The organism is Curtobacterium sp. PhB130 (assembly GCF_003755165.1).
Lineage (GTDB): Bacteria > Actinomycetota > Actinomycetes > Actinomycetales > Microbacteriaceae > Curtobacterium.
In genome coordinates this window covers 271,927-288,960 of record NZ_RKII01000006.1, presented here as the reverse complement: position 1 = coordinate 288,960, position 17,034 = coordinate 271,927, and the positions used below count along the sequence as shown (strand labels likewise).

The 17,034-nt window shown below is 69.9% G+C and carries 15 protein-coding genes; all 15 read left to right on the top strand.

The window, feature by feature from the left end:
• Nucleotides 1-149 precede the first annotated feature (149 nt).
• On the top strand, nucleotides 150-8,672 hold the full coding sequence (locus tag EDF24_RS01485; protein WP_123700879.1) for an isopeptide-forming domain-containing fimbrial protein: 8,523 nt from the start codon (nucleotides 150-152) through the stop codon (nucleotides 8,670-8,672).
• A gap of 100 nt (nucleotides 8,673-8,772) precedes the next feature.
• The gene (locus EDF24_RS01480; protein ID WP_123700878.1) at nucleotides 8,773-9,750 is read left to right on the top strand and encodes a DNA topoisomerase IB; all 978 of its coding nucleotides are present in this window, start codon (nucleotides 8,773-8,775) and stop codon (nucleotides 9,748-9,750) included.
• Between the two features lie 91 nt (nucleotides 9,751-9,841).
• Nucleotides 9,842-10,669, top strand: a complete 828-nt coding sequence (locus tag EDF24_RS01475) for a DarT ssDNA thymidine ADP-ribosyltransferase family protein (RefSeq protein WP_123654827.1) — start codon at nucleotides 9,842-9,844, stop codon at nucleotides 10,667-10,669.
• A gap of 611 nt (nucleotides 10,670-11,280) precedes the next feature.
• Nucleotides 11,281-11,589 carry a 30S ribosomal protein S10 gene (gene rpsJ / locus EDF24_RS01470; protein ID WP_017885534.1) on the top strand — a complete coding sequence of 103 codons (309 nt, stop codon included), beginning with the start codon at nucleotides 11,281-11,283 and terminating at the stop codon, nucleotides 11,587-11,589.
• 12 nt (nucleotides 11,590-11,601) lie between these two features.
• Nucleotides 11,602-12,258 (top strand): 50S ribosomal protein L3, encoded by a 657-nt coding sequence (rplC, locus tag EDF24_RS01465; protein WP_123654826.1) that lies wholly within the window; start codon nucleotides 11,602-11,604, stop codon nucleotides 12,256-12,258.
• A 2-nt stretch (nucleotides 12,259-12,260) separates the two neighbouring features.
• A complete protein-coding gene (rplD, locus tag EDF24_RS01460) occupies nucleotides 12,261-12,920 on the top strand; it encodes a 50S ribosomal protein L4 (protein WP_123654825.1) in 660 nt (219 codons plus the stop codon).
• On the top strand, nucleotides 12,917-13,216 hold the full coding sequence (rplW, locus tag EDF24_RS01455) for a 50S ribosomal protein L23 (RefSeq protein ID WP_056121415.1): 300 nt from the start codon (nucleotides 12,917-12,919) through the stop codon (nucleotides 13,214-13,216). Before rplD ends, rplW begins: the two co-directional genes overlap by 4 nt.
• Before the next feature lie 18 nt (nucleotides 13,217-13,234).
• Nucleotides 13,235-14,074, top strand: a complete 840-nt coding sequence (gene rplB / locus EDF24_RS01450; protein ID WP_123654824.1) for a 50S ribosomal protein L2 — start codon at nucleotides 13,235-13,237, stop codon at nucleotides 14,072-14,074.
• Nucleotides 14,075-14,085: 11 nt separating this feature from the next.
• On the top strand, nucleotides 14,086-14,367 hold the full coding sequence (gene rpsS / locus EDF24_RS01445) for a 30S ribosomal protein S19 (RefSeq protein ID WP_071276761.1): 282 nt from the start codon (nucleotides 14,086-14,088) through the stop codon (nucleotides 14,365-14,367).
• Nucleotides 14,368-14,392: 25 nt separating this feature from the next.
• Nucleotides 14,393-14,788 (top strand): 50S ribosomal protein L22, encoded by a 396-nt coding sequence (gene rplV / locus EDF24_RS01440; RefSeq protein ID WP_123654823.1) that lies wholly within the window; start codon nucleotides 14,393-14,395, stop codon nucleotides 14,786-14,788.
• Nucleotides 14,788-15,603, top strand: a complete 816-nt coding sequence (gene rpsC, locus EDF24_RS01435; RefSeq protein WP_123654822.1) for a 30S ribosomal protein S3 — start codon at nucleotides 14,788-14,790, stop codon at nucleotides 15,601-15,603. The genes rplV and rpsC overlap by 1 nt, the downstream gene beginning before the upstream one ends.
• Before the next feature lie 2 nt (nucleotides 15,604-15,605).
• Nucleotides 15,606-16,025: a 50S ribosomal protein L16 gene (gene rplP / locus EDF24_RS01430; protein ID WP_123654821.1), complete on the top strand. Its 420-nt coding sequence runs from the start codon at nucleotides 15,606-15,608 to the stop codon at nucleotides 16,023-16,025.
• Nucleotides 16,025-16,345 carry a 50S ribosomal protein L29 gene (gene rpmC, locus EDF24_RS01425; RefSeq protein WP_123654820.1) on the top strand — a complete coding sequence of 107 codons (321 nt, stop codon included), beginning with the start codon at nucleotides 16,025-16,027 and terminating at the stop codon, nucleotides 16,343-16,345. The genes rplP and rpmC overlap by 1 nt, the downstream gene beginning before the upstream one ends.
• Nucleotides 16,345-16,629, top strand: a complete 285-nt coding sequence (gene rpsQ / locus EDF24_RS01420; protein WP_071276754.1) for a 30S ribosomal protein S17 — start codon at nucleotides 16,345-16,347, stop codon at nucleotides 16,627-16,629. Before rpmC ends, rpsQ begins: the two co-directional genes overlap by 1 nt.
• A 35-nt stretch (nucleotides 16,630-16,664) precedes the next feature.
• Nucleotides 16,665-17,033 carry a 50S ribosomal protein L14 gene (gene rplN / locus EDF24_RS01415; protein ID WP_017885523.1) on the top strand — a complete coding sequence of 123 codons (369 nt, stop codon included), beginning with the start codon at nucleotides 16,665-16,667 and terminating at the stop codon, nucleotides 17,031-17,033.
• Nucleotide 17,034 lies beyond the last annotated feature (1 nt).

The following is a 17,034-nucleotide window of genomic DNA, read 5'->3' as shown; positions in this document are numbered from 1 at the left end:
ACCTGTTGTTCAGTCGATACTCTTGAGTCGCGGGGCTGCCCGGCCCCTCGGTGAACCCGACACCCTTTCTCGCGTCGTTCGACCATGCCCGGTCGACGGCGCGATCCCGCGTGCCCGGAGTCGCCCGTCGCCCGACCCGAGAGCACCCGATGCGACTGTCCTTCCTCCCTGCCCGTCCGCGCGCCCTGGCGATGATCGTGGTGGTGGCACTCGTCACCGGCCTCCTCGCGGTGTTCGCGCTGGCGCAGCCCGCAGCCGCCGCCTCCAGCATCGGCGTCACGGCGAAGGCCGACGCCACGGTCCTGAGCGGCGCTCCGGCGACGGTGACGCTGACGGCGAAGAACACGGCGGACTCCTCCGGCGGGACGGACCTCTACAACCTCGGGTACTCGTACACGCTGCCGGTGGGAGTGAGCTTCGCCGCGGGCTCGGCGAAGGCGGACGGGACCGCACTGCCCGCACCCGTGATCACGACGCTGGCGGGCGGCGGCACACTGCTGGTGTTCTCGAACGTGTCCGACTTGGTCTCGGGCGACCAGAAGTCGATCACGTTCCAGGTGACCGCCACGGACGCCGCCTACCCCGTCGGCACCACGTTCTCCGGATCGGCGCAGATCGCGGCGAACAGCGACGCGCGGAACATCCCCACGTTCGACGCCACGGGCACACCGGCGACGAACTTCACCAACTCCGCGACCGCGACGTCGAACACGACCGCGATCTCGGCCATCAAGGTGACCAAGGCCGAGGCGAGCTCCGAGAACGAGCTCGTCCGTGGCGTCCACAACCACCCGACCGTCTACACGCTGACGGTCCAGAACACCTCGACGGCGCCGAGCACGAACGTCACCGTCACCGACTACCTGCCGGCGGGGCTCGAGTTCCTGCAGTGCGGCGCGATCGACAACACCACCTCGGGCCCGGAGTACACCGGCGCCGCGTCGCTGCAGACCGCGACGTCGGCGAACGCCACCGGCACCTGGGACCAGACCGCCTGCCTCACGCCGCAGAGCGTCACCACCGTGAACACCGTCGCCGGCCAGGGCTCGGCCGTCTTCACGAAGGTCGTCTGGACGATCCCGACGCTGACGAACACCCCGGTCACGATCAAGTACCTCGCAGCGGTCCCGCTGCTCGCGAACACCATGACCTTCAGCGGTCAGGGCACCGGCAAGCCCGCGGGCGCCGTCACCGCGCCGGCCGCCACCTCGTTCACGAGCGAGGCGAACCTCGACAACAACAACGGCGCCTCGACCCGGCAGAACACCGCGGACGCGACGTCGAACGGCCGCGGCCAGACGAACCTCGTCGACGCGACGGGCACATACACCGGCAAGGTCGGTGGGACCGCGACGTCCACGCAGACCGCGTCCACCTCGCTGACGGTGGAGGCGATGGACCTCGCCGTCGCGAAGTCGGTGTCGACCCCCGTGGCGGGGAACATGTTCGCCGCGGGCAAGCTCGCGACCTACTCGCTGCTCGTCCGCACGAGCGAGTACGAGTCGTCGAAGGCGATCACCCTCACCGACACGCTCGGCGACGGCCTCTGCCCGGTCTTCCCGGCCGGCACCCCGACCACGGGGACCTTCCCCGCGGACTGCGACCCGGCCAAGAGCGCCACGGTCGCCGGATCGCCCTCCGGTGCGACGATCACCTCGGTCGACTACCTCGCCGCCAGCGGCAAGTTCGTCGTGCACTTCACGCTCGCCGACCAGCCGGTCGACGGTTCCACGACGGTGACGTACAAGGCGCTCATGCGGAACGCGTACTCGGTCACCGGTTCGGGTGGCCCGACCGCCGCTGGTGACTCGTTCGACAACACCGTGGCGATCGCCGGCACCTCGACCGGCGTCCACGGCGACACCGGCGACACGAAGGTCGTCGACGACTCGACGGCGTCGATCGTCTCGAACTCGCCGAAGATCACGAAGTCCGTCCTGCCGCGCAGCGCGAGCGACGGTGTGACCGGTTCTGCCGACTGCACCGCGAGCGCGCGGACCAGCTCGTACGTGACGAGCACCCCGGCCGACGCGTTCCAGCTCGGCGACGTGGTCTGCTTCAAGCTCGAGGTGGACTTCCCGGCGGGCGTGCAGAGCCGCAACGCGACGATCACCGACATGCTCCCGGTCCACACCACCGCGGCGGGGAGCAGCTGGGTCGAGGGCACCGACTGGACCTACGGCACCGAGAGCAGCGTCCCGAAGAGCGACGTCGCGCTGAAGTCCTCGTCGTCCACCATGGGCGCGTTCTCCGTCGGGCACACGGTCTCCGGCGCGACCGGCACCTACGTCGACGGTGACACCGCTGGTGCGAGCGTCGTCCTGTACGTCGCCGCCCGCATCGCGACGCAGACCACGTCCTCGACCACCGTCGACCTGGCCGACAACCTGATGAAGTTCTCGCAGCAGAACACCGCCGGGTCGGTCACCAGCCTCCGCACGGACGTCGGCTACAACGTCGCGGGGGCCCCCACGGCGACCCTCGCGAAGGACATCGTCAGCGACTCGGGCACCGTGACGAACCCGGCCGCCACGACGGAGGGGCAGACCCTCCACTACCGCCTGACCGTCGGCAACAAGGCCGCCACCGGCACGACCGCGGCCATCGGCAACGTCACCGTGTGGGACGCCCTGCCCGCGAACGTCACCTGCGCCGTCGTCACGAACATCTCCGACGGCGGGGTGTGCGCCACTGCGCCGACCGGTGCCGCGACGAAGTTCGTGAAGAACTCGTACATCACGTGGACCGTCTCCTCGATCGCCGCTGCTGCGACCAAGCAGCTGACGTACGACTTCGCGGTCCCGACCCCCGGCTACGTCGGCACGGCCTACCAGAACTCGGCCTCCGTCACGCGCTTCACGACGGCGACGGACTCGGGGACGACGACCACCTGGATCCCCACGACCGGCACGAACAGCACGTTCGCCGCGACCCCGACCACCGGCCAGGGCACCGCGCCGAACGCCGACGCCACCCGGCTCGTCACGATCCCGGCCGTGGCCGTCGCGAAGAGCGGCAGCGCGGTCGCCGCCGCGACGACGAACCTCTCCGGTGACACCGCAGCCCCCGGGCAGGCGCTCGCCTACACGTACTCGGCAACCGTCCCCGCGGCGACGAGTGTCGGCAACGGCACACTGGTCGACCCGCTGCCGACCGGCGTGGTGACGACCGCGGCCTCCGCCTGGACGCTCACGTTCCCGGACGCCACGACGATCACGGTGCCGGCGACGGCACAGGCGACGGACGTCACGGGCACCTACGGCGGCCAGACGTTCACCCTCACCGGCACGGGCAACAGCCGTGGTGCGGGCGCGGTGCTCTTCCCGGCCACGTTCGACAACGCGGGCGCATCCACCGCGAAGTTCTCCGTCACGGTCACCGACCTGCGCGTCACCAAGGGCGTCGGCAACTACACGGCCGCCGGGTACACGGCGAGCACGGTGCAGAACACGGCGACGTTCACGTCGACCCCGACCGGGGGCACCGCGTCGTCGTGGACCGCGTCGAAGTCCATCGCCGTCCAGGCGCCGAAGGTCGCCGTCACGAAGACCGACAACCTCGCCGGCAAGACCATCGCCGGCGGCGACACCGTCACGTGGACCCTCACGGCGAAGAACTCCGCGGCGACGGCCGACGCCCGCTCGACGGTGATCGCGGACTGCTTCCCGAACACCCTCACGCTGACGAGCAGCTCCGCCACGGAGAGCACGCCGACCGACGCGCAGAAGACCGCGCTCGGCACGTGCCCGACCGGCACGACGCTGCACACCTGGAACGTCGGCACGATCGCTGCCGGCGCGAGCGCGACGATCACCGTCACCGCGACGGTGAAGCAGGACGCCCCCGCCGGCCAGACGTACACGAACACCGCGCGCGCCCTGACCTCGAGCCTCGACACGGACTACGCGACCGCGAACACCTCCTACGTGCAGGTGGTCACGGCATCGGACGACGTGAAGGTCACCGGCCCGTCGATCGTGAAGACGCTCACCGCGCCGACGTGGAACGCGACCACGGGTGCGCCCACCGCGGACGCGACGACGAACCCGGCGAACACGACCGCACTGTCCGTGCGTGCCGGTGACACCGCCACGTACACGATCACGACGACCGTCCCCGCGAACGTCGCGATCTACGACGGCCGCGTCACGGACACGCTCCCGAAGGGCCTGACCGCGGTGGGCACCCCCACGGCGACCGCGAGCAACCCGTCGGTCGCGGTGACCCCGAGCGTCTCCTCGGGCGTCGTCACGGCGAAGATCGACGACATCCCGACCGGCCTCGGCAGCGCGCTGACCATCACGGTCTCGATCCCGGTCCGCGTCGGCACCGACCAGGCGGCCGGCACGGCACTGTCGAACACGGCGGCGTTCGCCTACGACCGCACCGCGAAGAAGGCCGAGCCGACGGACGCGACCGTCACCTCGAACGTGGCGAACGCCTCGGTCGTCACCCCGTCGCTCGCGATCGCGAAGACCGCGACCGTCGCCGGTCAGACCACGACGACGGCGAAGGCAGAGCCGGGCCAGCAGATCACCTACACGGTGACGGTCACGAGCTCCGGCTCGCCCGCCTACGGCACCACCGTGTCGGACTGCGTCCCGGACGGCATCGTCGTGGACGGCACCACGATCTCCGACGGCGGCACCATCCGCACGAGCGCGGACTGCGCCGGCGGTGTCATCACCTGGCCGGTCGCCACGTTCGGCACCACGACCTCGGTGCAGCACACCTACCGGGCGGTCCTCGCGGAGGACACCTCCCTGACCGGTGGCGTCCTGACGAACACCGCGACGACGGGCACCTACTCGTCGCTCCCGAACGGCGACGGCGGCCCCTACGGCCCCGCGACCGCGAAGGCCACCGTCACGCCGTCGTTCCCGAACGTCGCCGTCGCGAAGTCGAACGACACCGCCGGTGGGCTGTCCTACGTCGGCGTCCCGTCCGACTTCACCGTGACCTTCACGAACACCGGCAGCGCCGCGAAGTCGGTCTCCGCGAAGGACGTCCTGCCGGCTGGCTGGGTCTACACGGCCGGCAGCGCGACGACCGTCCTCGCCGGGGGAGCCAGCACGACGGCCCCGGACCCGACGGTCGACGGCACCACCCTCACGTGGAGCAACCTGGGCCCGCTCGGCGCGAACCAGACGCTGACGCTGCACTACCGCGCTGCGCCGACGGCGAAGGCGGCCAGCGCTGCCGGGACCACCGTGCAGCACACGAACCACGTCACGGCGACCGTCACCGACGCCTCCGGTGGCACCGGCTACGACGGTGGCGACGGCTCGTTCACGACCTACCCGAAGGGCGGCACCGACGCGACGGCCGACGCCTCGATCGCCGCGGCGGACCTGTCCGTCGTGAAGACCGCCACGACGGCACAGGTCGTGGCCGGTGCGACGACGACGAAGGCCTGGACCATCGTGGTGACGAACAACGGCGGTGACGCCGCGCACGGCACCACCGTCGTCGACTCGACCGCCGGGCTGCCGTCCGGTGCGACCCTCACCCCGACGGGCACGGGCTGGACCTGCACCCCGACGGACGGCACGTGGACCTGCGTCAACGGCGCCGTCGTGGCGAAGGGCGACACGTTCCCCGAGCTCGACGTCACCCTGACCCTGCCCGCGAACGCACCGCTCACCGCGATCCGCAACACCGCGACCATCGCGCAGGGCACCGGGCAGACGTTCGACCCGAACGCGGCGAACGACGCCGACAGCGCGAGCGTCACGCCGGTCGCGATCGCCGACCTGGCGATCACGAAGACGGCGCTCGACGAGCAGGCCGCTGCCGGTGGCACGACGTCGTGGACGCTGTCCGTCCAGAACGTCCGCGACGCCGGCGAGCAGAGCGTCTCCGACGCCCGTGGCACCGTCACCGTGACGGACACGCTGCCCGACACGGTGACGCTGCAGAGCGCCACCGCGGCGGTCGGCAGCGGCTGGACCTGTGACACGGACGGCAACACCGTCACGTGCACCAGGGACGGCCTGGCCAACGGCACCACCGCGGCGCCGATCACGGTCACCGCGCTCGTGAAGTCCGCCGTCACGGCGGACCAGACGGTGAAGAACACCGCGACCGTCGCGGTCGGTGGCACCACCACGGACCCGAAGTCCTCGAACGACACCAGCACGACCACGACGACCGTCGACGACACCACGTCGCTGACCATCGCCAAGGCGTTCACCAGCGACGCCCTCGTCGCCGGGAAGACGGCGGACTGGACCATGACGGTCGAGAACACCGGGACGGCCGACGCGCGGAACGTCGTGGTGACGGACGCGCTCGAGTCGGGGACGAGCCTCCGGGGCGGATCCCAGACCGACGGTGACTGGACCTGCACGGCGGAGTCGGGGGACACCGCGTCCTGTGCCCTGGACGGCACGCTGCAGGCCGGTGCGACGACGTCCTTCACCATCACGGTGACGACGCCGGCCGACCTGACCGGGACGCTGGCCAACACGGCCGAGGTCTCGGCGGACAACGCCGCGACGCAGGAGGCCGGCACCTCGAGCGAGGCGACGCAGACCGCCGGGCTGAGCGTCACGAAGACCGCCGACGTGGAGCGCATCGACGCCGGGCAGGACGTCACGTACACGGTCCGGGTCGCGAACCCGGACGGCCCCTCCGACCTGCCGGCCGGTGCCGGCACGACCCCGAGCGTCCGGGTGCAGGACACCCTGCCCGCGGGTGTGCAGTACGTCGGCCTGACCGACGGCACCACGGCGCACTGGGCGCTCGAGTCGAACGAGGACGGCGTCCTCACGCTGGTCAGCACCGACGGCATCGCGGTCGGCGCCGAGGACCCGAACACGATCGGCATCGTCGTGCACGTGCCGGCCTCGTTCACGGGATCGTCCGTCGTGAACACCGCGACCGCCGCACCGGTGACGGCGCAGGGTGCCACGGCGCACGACAGCGCGACGGTGGACGTCACCACCGAGGCCGACCTCTCGATCACGAAGACCCGGACCAGCGCGGCCTCGGCCGACGCGGGCACGGACGTGACGTACGACGTGACGGTGACGAACGACGGCCCCTCGGACGCGCAGCGCGTGACCTGGGCCGACACCGCCCCGGCCGGGATGACCGTCACGGCGGTCACCACGGACGACGACGCGTGGCAGCAGGGCGACGACGTCACCACCTGGTCGACGGACACGTTCGCGAACGACGCCACGACGACGTTCCACGTCACCGCGACGATCGCGTCCGGCACGCCGGCCGGCACGCTGCGGAACACGGCGACGGTCTCCTCGGCGACCGACGACCCGGACACCGCAGACGACACCTCCGGTGACGACGTCGACGTGACCACCCACGCGTCGCTCACGCTGTCCAAGACGCCGGTGGCGAAGGCCGGGGCGACGGGGAAGTCCGCGAAGGTCACCGCGGGCGCGGAGCAGGTCTGGTACCTGCACGTCGCCAACACCGGCCCGTCGGATGAACAGCCCGACACGGTCGTCACCGACCAGCTGCCGGAGGGCATGACGTTCGTCAGCGCCTCCTCCGACGGTGCGGTGTGGACCTGCGACGGCGTCACGGACACCACGGTCGTGACCTGCACGCTGCCGACGACGATCGTCGCCGGCGACGACGCCCCCGGCCTCTGGATCACCACGGCGGTCGCGTCCGGCTTCACCGCCGGCTCGATCGAGAACCGCGCGTCGATCACGTCCCAGGGCACGCCCGCGCCGAACGGCACGGACGCGGACACGGCGACGGCGGACCTGCCGGTCGACGCGGTCGCGAACGTCCAGATCACCATCGGGCACAGCGGCACCGCCGTCATCGGGAAGGACCTGCCGGAGACGGTCCAGGTCCGGAACGCCGGTGTCTCCGACGCCGACACGGTCACCGCCACGTACACGCTGCCGAAGGGCCTGACGTACGTGTCCACCGAGGCGGACGCGGCCTGGACGGTGACGGGCGTCGTCACGAACGCCGACGGCAGCACCACGGTGTCGTTCGCGCTCACCGGCACGCTGCCGGCGGGTGCGCTCGCCCCGGCGATCACGGTGCACCAGACGCCGACCGCAGCGGCCTACCCGGGTGTGACCCCGACCGCGACCGTCGCGACGTCCACGACCGAGACGACGCTGGCGGACAACGACGCCGACGACGAGCTCGCGGTGGCACCGGCGTCCAGCCTGTCCGTCACGAAGACGCACACCGGTGCGGTGGTCCGCGGCGAGACCGTGGGCTACACGATCACGGTGCGCAACGACGGCCCGACCGAGGACCCGGGTCCCGTCGTCGTCACGGACGAGCTGCCGACCGGCCTGTCGTTCGTGAGCGTCGACGACCGGGGCGCGACCTGCACCACCGGGTCGACCGTGGCCTGCACGCTGTCGGAGCCGCTCGCGAGCGGCAGCCAGGTCGCGTTCCAGCTGACGGTCCGCGTCGCCGCGGACGCGCCGGACCGGATCACCAACGTCGCGACCGTGCAGTCCTCGACGGCGCAGGTCGTCCCGAGCGACCCCAGCACGGTGACGGCGGGCGACCCGCTCCGCGCGAGCGACCCGGCCCCGGTGCACGCGGCGCCGAAGCCGGCGAGCGAGCTCGCGTTCACCGGTGCCGTCGGCCTCGGCCTGGGCGGCCTGCTCGCCCTGGCAGCGGTGATGGCCGGACTGGTGCTGCTCCTGCTGCGTCGCCGACGCGTGTGACGGTGACCACCTGACGGACGGGAGGCCCAGTGCCGGCTGGTACCGGGCCTCCCGTCCGTCACGTGCGTGCGCCCAGGGCCGGGCGTGCATCCTCGGAGAGGTGACACGTCTCCGCAGATCCAAGACGAACGGTCGTGGCTACCACCGGGTCCGCAGCGGACGCGGGTTCACGTACCGCGACCCCGACGGCAACACCGTCACCGACCCCGAGGTCCGGCAGCGCCTGGAGGACTTCGTCATCCCGCCCGCGTGGGACGACGTCTGGATCTCGCCGTACGAGAACGGCCACATCCTGGCGACGGGGATCGACGGGGCCGGGCGACGGCAGTACATGTACCACCCGTCCTGGCGTGACCGGATGGACAAGATCAAGTACGACCGGGCGCTCGCCCTCGCCGAGTCCCTCCCCGGTGCGCGTCGGATGGTCACGCAGGACCTCCGTCGACCGGAGCCGGACCAGCGCCGGTCGCTCGCAGCCGCGTTCCGGATGCTCGACCAGGGTTCGCTGCGCGTCGGGTCCGAGCGGTACGCGTCCGAGCACGGCAGCCGCGGGCTGTCCACGCTGCTCTGCGCCCACGCCCACGTGTCCGGGGACGACATCGAGCTCGACTTCCCCGGCAAGAGCGGGCAGGAGTGGTCGTCGTCGATCCACGACGCAGACCTGGCCCGGGTGGTCGTCGGCATGAAGCGGCGCGGACCGAACGCCCGGCTGCTGTCGTACCGGGAGTCCCGCGGCGCCGACTGGGAGCCGCTCTCCGCCGAGGACATCAACGCCTACGTGAAGGAGCGCGCGGGGGAGGAGTTCACCGCGAAGGACTTCCGGACCCTGCACGGCACGGTGGCCGCCGCGGTCGACCTCGCCGAGACCGGCCCGCAGTCCGCCGCGAGCCGTCGCAAGCAGGCCGTCTCGCACGCGGTGAAGGCCGCGAGCGAGGTCCTCGGGAACACCCCCACCGTCGCCCGGCAGAGCTACATCGACCCACGCCTGCTCGACGCGTACGAGCACGGTGAGACCATCGACCCGGCCCGTCTGCACGCCGCGGAGGCCGAGGTCCGGGCGCTCCTCTACCGCCAATGAGCTGGACGGTGCCGCAGAACGGCCGTGATGACGTAGCGTTGACCCTTGTGCCGTTCCACCCCCACGCGGCACGGAAGGACCCACACCAGTCGTGACCGACGAGTGCATCCACGGATTCCCCACCGAACTCTGCGACATCTGCGCGCCGCGCCAGCGCGAGCTGCCGGACGTCCCCAAGACCCCGGCACCGCGGCGGACCCGCGTGAGCACGTCCCTCCGGTCGACCCCCGGCGGCTCCCCGGCACGTGCCCGGGCCACCGCGCTGCGCACCGCTGAGCCGGAGATGCCCGCCGCGCGGGTGTTCGGCACGCTGCGGGCGCACCACGTCACCCACATCGACAACTTCGACGGCATCGTCGCGGACCAGGCGATCCTGGCGTCCGACCGGGTCACCCCGTCGTACGACATCAGCGCGCCGGCCCTCCGCGAGTCCCGCGCAGCGGCGACCGCTCCCGACGGTTCGAGCGTCGCCGCGCACGTGCCGTTCTCGCTCTCGCCCGACGGGGCCCGCTGGGACGAGGTCCGCCGCGGTGCGCTCGACGAGACGCGCTGGTCGGACGCCGCCCGGCACACCCGTGGCACCGACTACGTCGTGCTCGTCGTCCCCACGGCGGCGTTCGGCGCCTCCGTGATCCTGTCGGACACCGACGCCGACGCCGAGGACGTCCGGTTCGCCGTCGGCCCCGAGGCGTCCGCGAACATGCTGCGCCGCACCGACCTGACCGACCCGGAGATGCACGGCCTCGAGGTGCTCGCCGGCCCGAGCGTCCCGTTCACCTCGGTCGCGGTCATCGGCGTGCCGAACGACCGGGCCCGGCACGCGGTGAAGGACATCCTCGCCGAGCACGGCGGTCACGCTCCCCGCGTCGCCGTCTTCCCGCCGTGGTTCGTGCCCCCGGTGATCGACGACGAGGACTAGCCCGCAGTCGTCACCGCACCACCTTCCGGACACAGCACCGCGCGATCGCGTGGTGCTGTGTCCGTTTTGCGGTTCGACAGGTCCGCGGCGGGCTTCCGGACGGCTTCCGGCGGTGGTCCCGGGCGGCTTCCGGAGGCGTGTTCCGGGGCGGGCGCGACCCGGGCCTCCAGGCCGCTGGATCCGCGGCAGACCGGGGGAGTGGCACCGTTCCGACACGCCCGGTGAAGCGCGACACGCCCGGGTTGCACGGATGCTGTGCCTATGGGAGACTTGTCCGGTTCCGAAATTCCACGGGCGTCCGCGCCCGCAAGGATCACTGCTCTGGCAGTGCACAACCCCCTTGTTCAGCAGGGCTGGGTTGGGCCGCAGGCAGCAGAACAGCTCGAATCCCAGGGAGCACGCCGGTCCGCCGGCGTGTGTGGGAAGCGACACGTCCACGTGGGCCGGTGTGAGCACCAGCAGCATGCCCGCCCACGCGGTTGACAGGAGAACAGCGGTCATCCCCAGCGGATGCGTCCGGTGATTCACGCAAACAGCCAGGTCCGCACAGGGCGGAACCCGGCGGCGTCAGGCGGCCCGAGGGTGCGCGGCGCAGAGAGGACAGAGAACACATGGCGGGACAGAAGATCCGCATCCGGCTCAAGTCGTACGACCACGAGGTCATCGACACGTCGGCCCGGAAGATCGTCGACACGGTGACCCGTGCCGGTGCGACCGTGGTCGGCCCGGTGCCGCTCCCCACCGAGAAGAACGTGATCGCAGTGATCCGTTCCCCTCACAAGTACAAGGACTCGCGCGAGCACTTCGAGAAGCGCACGCACAAGCGGGTCATCGACATCGTCGACCCGACGCCGAAGGCCGTCGACTCGCTCATGCGTCTCGACCTCCCGGCCGACGTCAACATCGAGATCAAGCTGTAAGGGGGCTGACTGATGGCGAATTCAACCAAGTCCGTCAAGGGCCTCCTCGGCAAGAAGCTCGGGATGACCCAGGTGTGGGACGAGAACAACAAGTTCATCCCCGTCACCGTGATCGAGGTCGGCCCGAACGTGGTCACCCAGATCCGCAACGTCGAGCGTGACGGCTACGAGGCGATCCAGATCGCCGCCGGCCAGATCGACCCGCGCAAGGTGAACAAGCCGGCCGCTGGCCACTTCGAGGCCGCCGGGGTCACCCCGCGCCGCACCCTCACCGAGATCCGCACGTCGGACGCCGGCGAGTACACGCTGGGCCAGGAGCTCACCGTGGACGCCACGTTCGAAGCCGGCGCGAAGGTCGACGTCGTCGGCACGAGCAAGGGCAAGGGCTTCGCGGGTGTCATGAAGCGCCACGGCTTCGCCGGCGTCTCCGCCTCGCACGGTTCGCACCGCAACCACCGCAAGCCCGGCTCGATCGGTGCTTCCTCGACCCCGTCGCGTGTCTTCAAGGGCATGCGCATGGCCGGTCGCATGGGTGGCGAGCGCGTCACCGTCCTCAACCTCACGGTGCACGCCGTCGACGCCGAGAAGGGTCTGCTGCTCGTCAAGGGCGCCGTCCCCGGTGCTCGCGGTCGCTCCGTCTTCGTCCGCACCGCCGTGAAGGGTAAGTGATCATGGCCACCACGACCGCAACCACGATCGACGTCCTCGACGCATCGGGTGTCAAGTCCGGCACCGTCGAGCTCCCCGCCGAGCTCTTCGACGTCGAGACCAACGTCCCGCTGATCCACCAGGTCGTCACCGCGCAGCGCGCCGCTTCGCGTCAGGGCACCCACAAGACCAAGAACCGCGGCGAAGTCCGCGGTGCCGGTCGCAAGCCGTTCAAGCAGAAGGGCACCGGCCGCGCCCGTCAGGGTTCCGTCCGTGCTCCGGAGCACACCGGCGGTGGCGTCGTCCACGGACCGACCCCGCGCGACTACTCGCAGCGCACCCCGAAGAAGATGATCGCCGCGGCTCTGCTCGGCTCGCTCTCGGACCGCGCCCGCGGTGGCCGCATCTCCGCTGTGGAGGGCTTCGTCGCGGCCGAGGTGCCGTCGACCAAGACCGCCCGCACGCTCCTCGAGAAGGTCGCGCCCGTCAAGAACGTGCTCGTCGTGCTCGAGTCGGACGACGAGCTCACGCTCAAGTCGATCCGCAACCTGCCGAACGTCCACGCGCTCTCGTACGGCCAGCTGAACGCCTACGACGTCCTCGTGTCGGACGCCATCGTCTTCAGCAAGAGCGCCCTCGACGCCTTCATCGCGTCGAAGACCGCGAAGGAGATCACCGCATGAGCGGCTTCAACAAGGACCCGCGCGACATCATCATCTCGCCGGTCGTGTCGGAGAAGAGCTACGGCCTCATCGACCAGGGCAAGTACACGTTCATCGTGGACCCCCGTGCGAACAAGACCGAGATCAAGCTCGCGATCGAGAAGATCTTCAACGTCAAGGTCGCCGGCATCAACACGCTGAACCGTCCGGGCAAGACCCGCCGCACCAAGTTCGGTCTGGGCAAGCGCAAGGACACCAAGCGTGCCATCGTGACGCTCAAGTCCGGTTCGATCGACATCTTCACGGCTGTCGGCTGAGGACCAGAGGGATAAATCATGGCTATTCGTAACTACAAGCCGACGACCCCGGGTCGTCGTGGCTCCTCGGTCGCCGACTTCGCCGAGATCACCCGCTCGACCCCGGAGAAGTCCCTGCTTCGTCCGCTGCCGAAGACCGGTGGCCGCAACAGCTCGGGCCGCATCACCACCCGCCACATCGGTGGTGGCCACAAGCGCCAGTACCGCGTGATCGACTTCCGTCGTCACGACAAGGACGGCGTGGACGCCAAGGTCGCGCACATCGAGTACGACCCGAACCGCACGGCGCGCATCGCGCTCCTGCACTTCGTGGACGGCACCAAGCGCTACATCATCGCCCCGAACAAGCTCAAGCAGGGCGACGTCGTCGAGCAGGGCCCCGGTGCTGACATCAAGCCCGGCAACAACCTGCCGCTCCGCAACATCCCCGTGGGTACGGTCATCCACGCGATCGAGCTCCGCCCCGGTGGCGGCGCCAAGCTCGCGCGTTCGGCCGGCTCCTCGGTGCGTCTCGTCGCGAAGGACGGCCCCTACGCGCAGCTCCGTCTGCCGTCGGGTGAAGTCCGCAACGTCGATGCCCGCTGCCGCGCCACGATCGGCGAGGTCGGCAACGCCGAGCAGTCGAACATCAACTGGGGCAAGGCCGGCCGCATGCGCTGGAAGGGCGTCCGCCCGACCGTCCGTGGTGTCGCGATGAACCCGATCGACCACCCGCACGGTGGTGGTGAGGGCAAGACCTCCGGTGGACGTCACCCGGTCAGCCCCTGGGGCCAGTCCGAGGGCCGCACGCGCAAGCCGAACAAGCCGAGCGACAAGCTCATCGTCCGTCGCCGTAACGCCGGCAAGAAGCGCAAGTAGGAGTTCAGAAGATGCCACGCAGTCTGAAGAAGGGCCCCTTCGTCGACGAGCACCTGCTCCGCAAGGTCGTCACGCAGAACGAGGCCAGCACGAAGAACGTGATCCGTACGTGGTCGCGCCGCTCGATGATCGTCCCGAACATGCTCGGGCACACCATCGCGGTGCACGACGGACGCAAGCACATCCCGGTGTTCGTCACCGAATCGATGGTCGGTCACAAGCTCGGCGAGTTCGCGCCGACCCGTACCTTCCGCGGTCACGTGAAGGACGACAAGAAGGGCCGTCGCCGCTAAGGCGGCGACGCAGAGGAGGAACGAAATGGTGGAGTCGATCGCACGCGTGCGACACATCCGCGTCACGCCTCAGAAGGCCCGTCGCGTCATCGAGCTGATCCGCGGCAAGCAGGCCCACGAGGCGCTCGCCATCCTGAAGTTCGCCCCCCAGGGCGCTTCGGAGCCCGTGTACAAGCTGGTCGCCTCGGCGATCGCCAACGCACGTGTCAAGGCGGACTCGACGAACAGCTTCCTGGACGAGCGCGACCTCTACGTGAGCCGCGTCTTCGTCGACGAAGGCACGACCCTCAAGCGGTTCCAGCCGCGTGCCCAGGGCCGCGCCTTCCGGATCAACAAGCGCACCAGCCACATCACGGTGGTCCTCGCGACCCCTGACGAGGCCGAGGCTGCTGCCGCGACGAGCAAGAAGGCGAGCAAGTAATGGGCCAGAAGGTCAACCCGTACGGCTTCCGTCTCGGGATCACGACGGACCACGTCTCGCACTGGTTCACCGACAGCACGAAGCCGGGTCAGCGTTACGCCGACTACGTGGCCGAGGACATCAAGGTGCGTCAGTACCTGAAGAAGACCCTCGACCGTGCCGGCGTCGCCCGCATCGAGCTCGAGCGCACCCGTGACCGTGTCCGCGTGGACATCCACACGGCGCGTCCGGGCATCGTCATCGGCCGCCGCGGCGCCGAGGCGGAGCGCATCCGCGGTGAGCTCGAGAAGCTCACCAAGAAGCAGATCCAGCTCAACATCCTCGAGGTCAAGAACCCCGAGACCGAAGCCCAGCTCGTCGCGCAGGGCATCGCGGAGCAGCTCTCCGCTCGTGTCGCGTTCCGTCGCGCCATGCGCAAGGGCCTCCAGGGTGCACAGCGCGCCGGTGCCAAGGGTGTCCGCATCCAGGTCGCCGGCCGTCTCGGCGGCGCCGAGATGTCGCGCTCGGAGTTCTACCGCGAGGGCCGCGTGCCCCTGCACACGCTCCGCGCCAACATCGACTACGGCTTCTACGAGGCCCGGACGACGTTCGGTCGCATCGGTGTGAAGGTCTGGATCTACAAGGGCGACATCACGAACAAGGAGCTCGCTCGCGAGCAGGCGAACCAGCGTTCGTCGCGCCCGGAGCGTCGTGGCGGCCCGCGTGGCGACCGCAATGACCGCGGTGACCGTCGTGGCGGCGACCGCGGCGACCGCGGCGGCCGTGAGCAGCAGGCCCCGCAGGAAGCGCCGGCCGGCGCAGGAGTTGAGGCGTAACCATGCTTATCCCCCGTCGAGTCAAGCACCGCAAGCAGCACCACCCGAAGCGTTCGGGTCAGGCCACCGGTGGCACCAAGGTCTCCTTCGGTGACTACGGCATCCAGGCCCTCACGCCCGCTTACGTGACCAACCGTCAGATCGAGTCCGCTCGTATCGCCATGACGCGTCACATCAAGCGTGGCGGCAAGGTGTGGATCAACATCTACCCGGACCGTCCGCTCACCAAGAAGCCTGCTGAGACCCGCATGGGTTCCGGTAAGGGTTCGCCCGAGTGGTGGATCGCGAACGTCAAGCCCGGCCGTGTGCTCTTCGAGCTCTCCGGCGTCAGCGAGGACATCGCCCGTGAGGCGTTGACCCGTGCAATTCACAAGCTGCCCCTCAAGGCACGCATCATCAAGCGCGAGGAGGGCGACGCATAATGGCGATCGGTTCCAAGGAGCTCCGTCCGACGGAGCTCGACACGTTCGAGAACGAGCGTCTCGCTGACGAGCTGAAGAAGGCCAAGGAGGAGCTCTTCAACCTCCGCTTCCAGTCGGCCACCGGCCAGCTGGAGAGCCACGGTCGTCTCCGTGCCGTCAAGCGCGACATCGCCCGGATCTACACCGTCCTCCGCGAGCGCGAGCTCGGCATCCGTGCCACTCCCGCTCCCGTCGAGACCGCAACCAAGGCCAAGAAGTCGACGAAGAAGGCCGAGAAGCCGGCTGAGTCGACCGAGGCCGAGACCGCCGAGGAGAACTGATGGCGAACGAAGAGAAGGACTCCGCCGCCCTCACCCGCGGCTACCGCAAGACGCGCCGCGGTTACGTGACCAGCGACAAGATGGACAAGACCATCGTCGTCGAGGTCGAGGACCGCGTGAAGCACGCCCTCTACGGCAAGGTCATCCGCCGCACCTCCAAGGTGAAGGCGCACGACGAGGCCGGTTCGGCCGGTGTCGGCGACCTCGTCGTGATCAGCGAGACCCGTCCCCTCAGTGCCTCCAAGCGCTGGCGCCTGGTCGAGATCCTCGAGAAGGCCAAGTAGGCCTCGCGGCCCGCTTGCGGAAATAGGAGACAGCAGTGATTCAGCAGGAATCCCGCCTGAAGGTCGCCGACAACACGGGTGCCAAGGAGATCTTGACCATCCGCGTTCTCGGTGGCTCGGGTCGTCGCTACGCCGGACTCGGTGACGTCATCGTCGCCACGGTGAAGGACGCCATCCCCGGCGGCAACGTGAAGAAGGGTGACGTCGTCAAGGCGGTCATCGTTCGCACCAAGAAGGAGACCCGTCGTCAGGACGGCTCCTACATCAAGTTCGACGAGAACGCGGCAGTGATCCTCAAGGCTGACGGCGACCCGCGCGGCACGCGCATCTTCGGTCCGGTCGGTCGCGAGCTTCGTGACAAGAAGTTCATGAAGATCATCTCGCTCGCGCCGGAGGTGCTGTAAG

What these genes read in the sequence shown, in the direction of transcription:
- rplP (WP_123654821.1), top strand. Translation starts at nt 15,606, where the DNA reads ATGCTTATCCCCCGTCGAGTCAAGCACCGCAAGCAGCACCACCCGAAG.
- rpsC (WP_123654822.1), top strand. Translation starts at nt 14,788, where the DNA reads ATGGGCCAGAAGGTCAACCCGTACGGCTTCCGTCTCGGGATCACGACG.
- rplV (WP_123654823.1), top strand. Translation starts at nt 14,393, where the DNA reads ATGGTGGAGTCGATCGCACGCGTGCGACACATCCGCGTCACGCCTCAG.
- rpsJ (WP_017885534.1), top strand. Translation starts at nt 11,281, where the DNA reads ATGGCGGGACAGAAGATCCGCATCCGGCTCAAGTCGTACGACCACGAG.
- rpsQ (WP_071276754.1), top strand. Translation starts at nt 16,345, where the DNA reads ATGGCGAACGAAGAGAAGGACTCCGCCGCCCTCACCCGCGGCTACCGC.
- rplB (WP_123654824.1), top strand. Translation starts at nt 13,235, where the DNA reads ATGGCTATTCGTAACTACAAGCCGACGACCCCGGGTCGTCGTGGCTCC.
- EDF24_RS01485 (WP_123700879.1), top strand. Translation starts at nt 150, where the DNA reads ATGCGACTGTCCTTCCTCCCTGCCCGTCCGCGCGCCCTGGCGATGATC.
- rplD (WP_123654825.1), top strand. Translation starts at nt 12,261, where the DNA reads ATGGCCACCACGACCGCAACCACGATCGACGTCCTCGACGCATCGGGT.
- rplC (WP_123654826.1), top strand. Translation starts at nt 11,602, where the DNA reads ATGGCGAATTCAACCAAGTCCGTCAAGGGCCTCCTCGGCAAGAAGCTC.
- rplW (WP_056121415.1), top strand. Translation starts at nt 12,917, where the DNA reads ATGAGCGGCTTCAACAAGGACCCGCGCGACATCATCATCTCGCCGGTC.
- rpsS (WP_071276761.1), top strand. Translation starts at nt 14,086, where the DNA reads ATGCCACGCAGTCTGAAGAAGGGCCCCTTCGTCGACGAGCACCTGCTC.
- rpmC (WP_123654820.1), top strand. Translation starts at nt 16,025, where the DNA reads ATGGCGATCGGTTCCAAGGAGCTCCGTCCGACGGAGCTCGACACGTTC.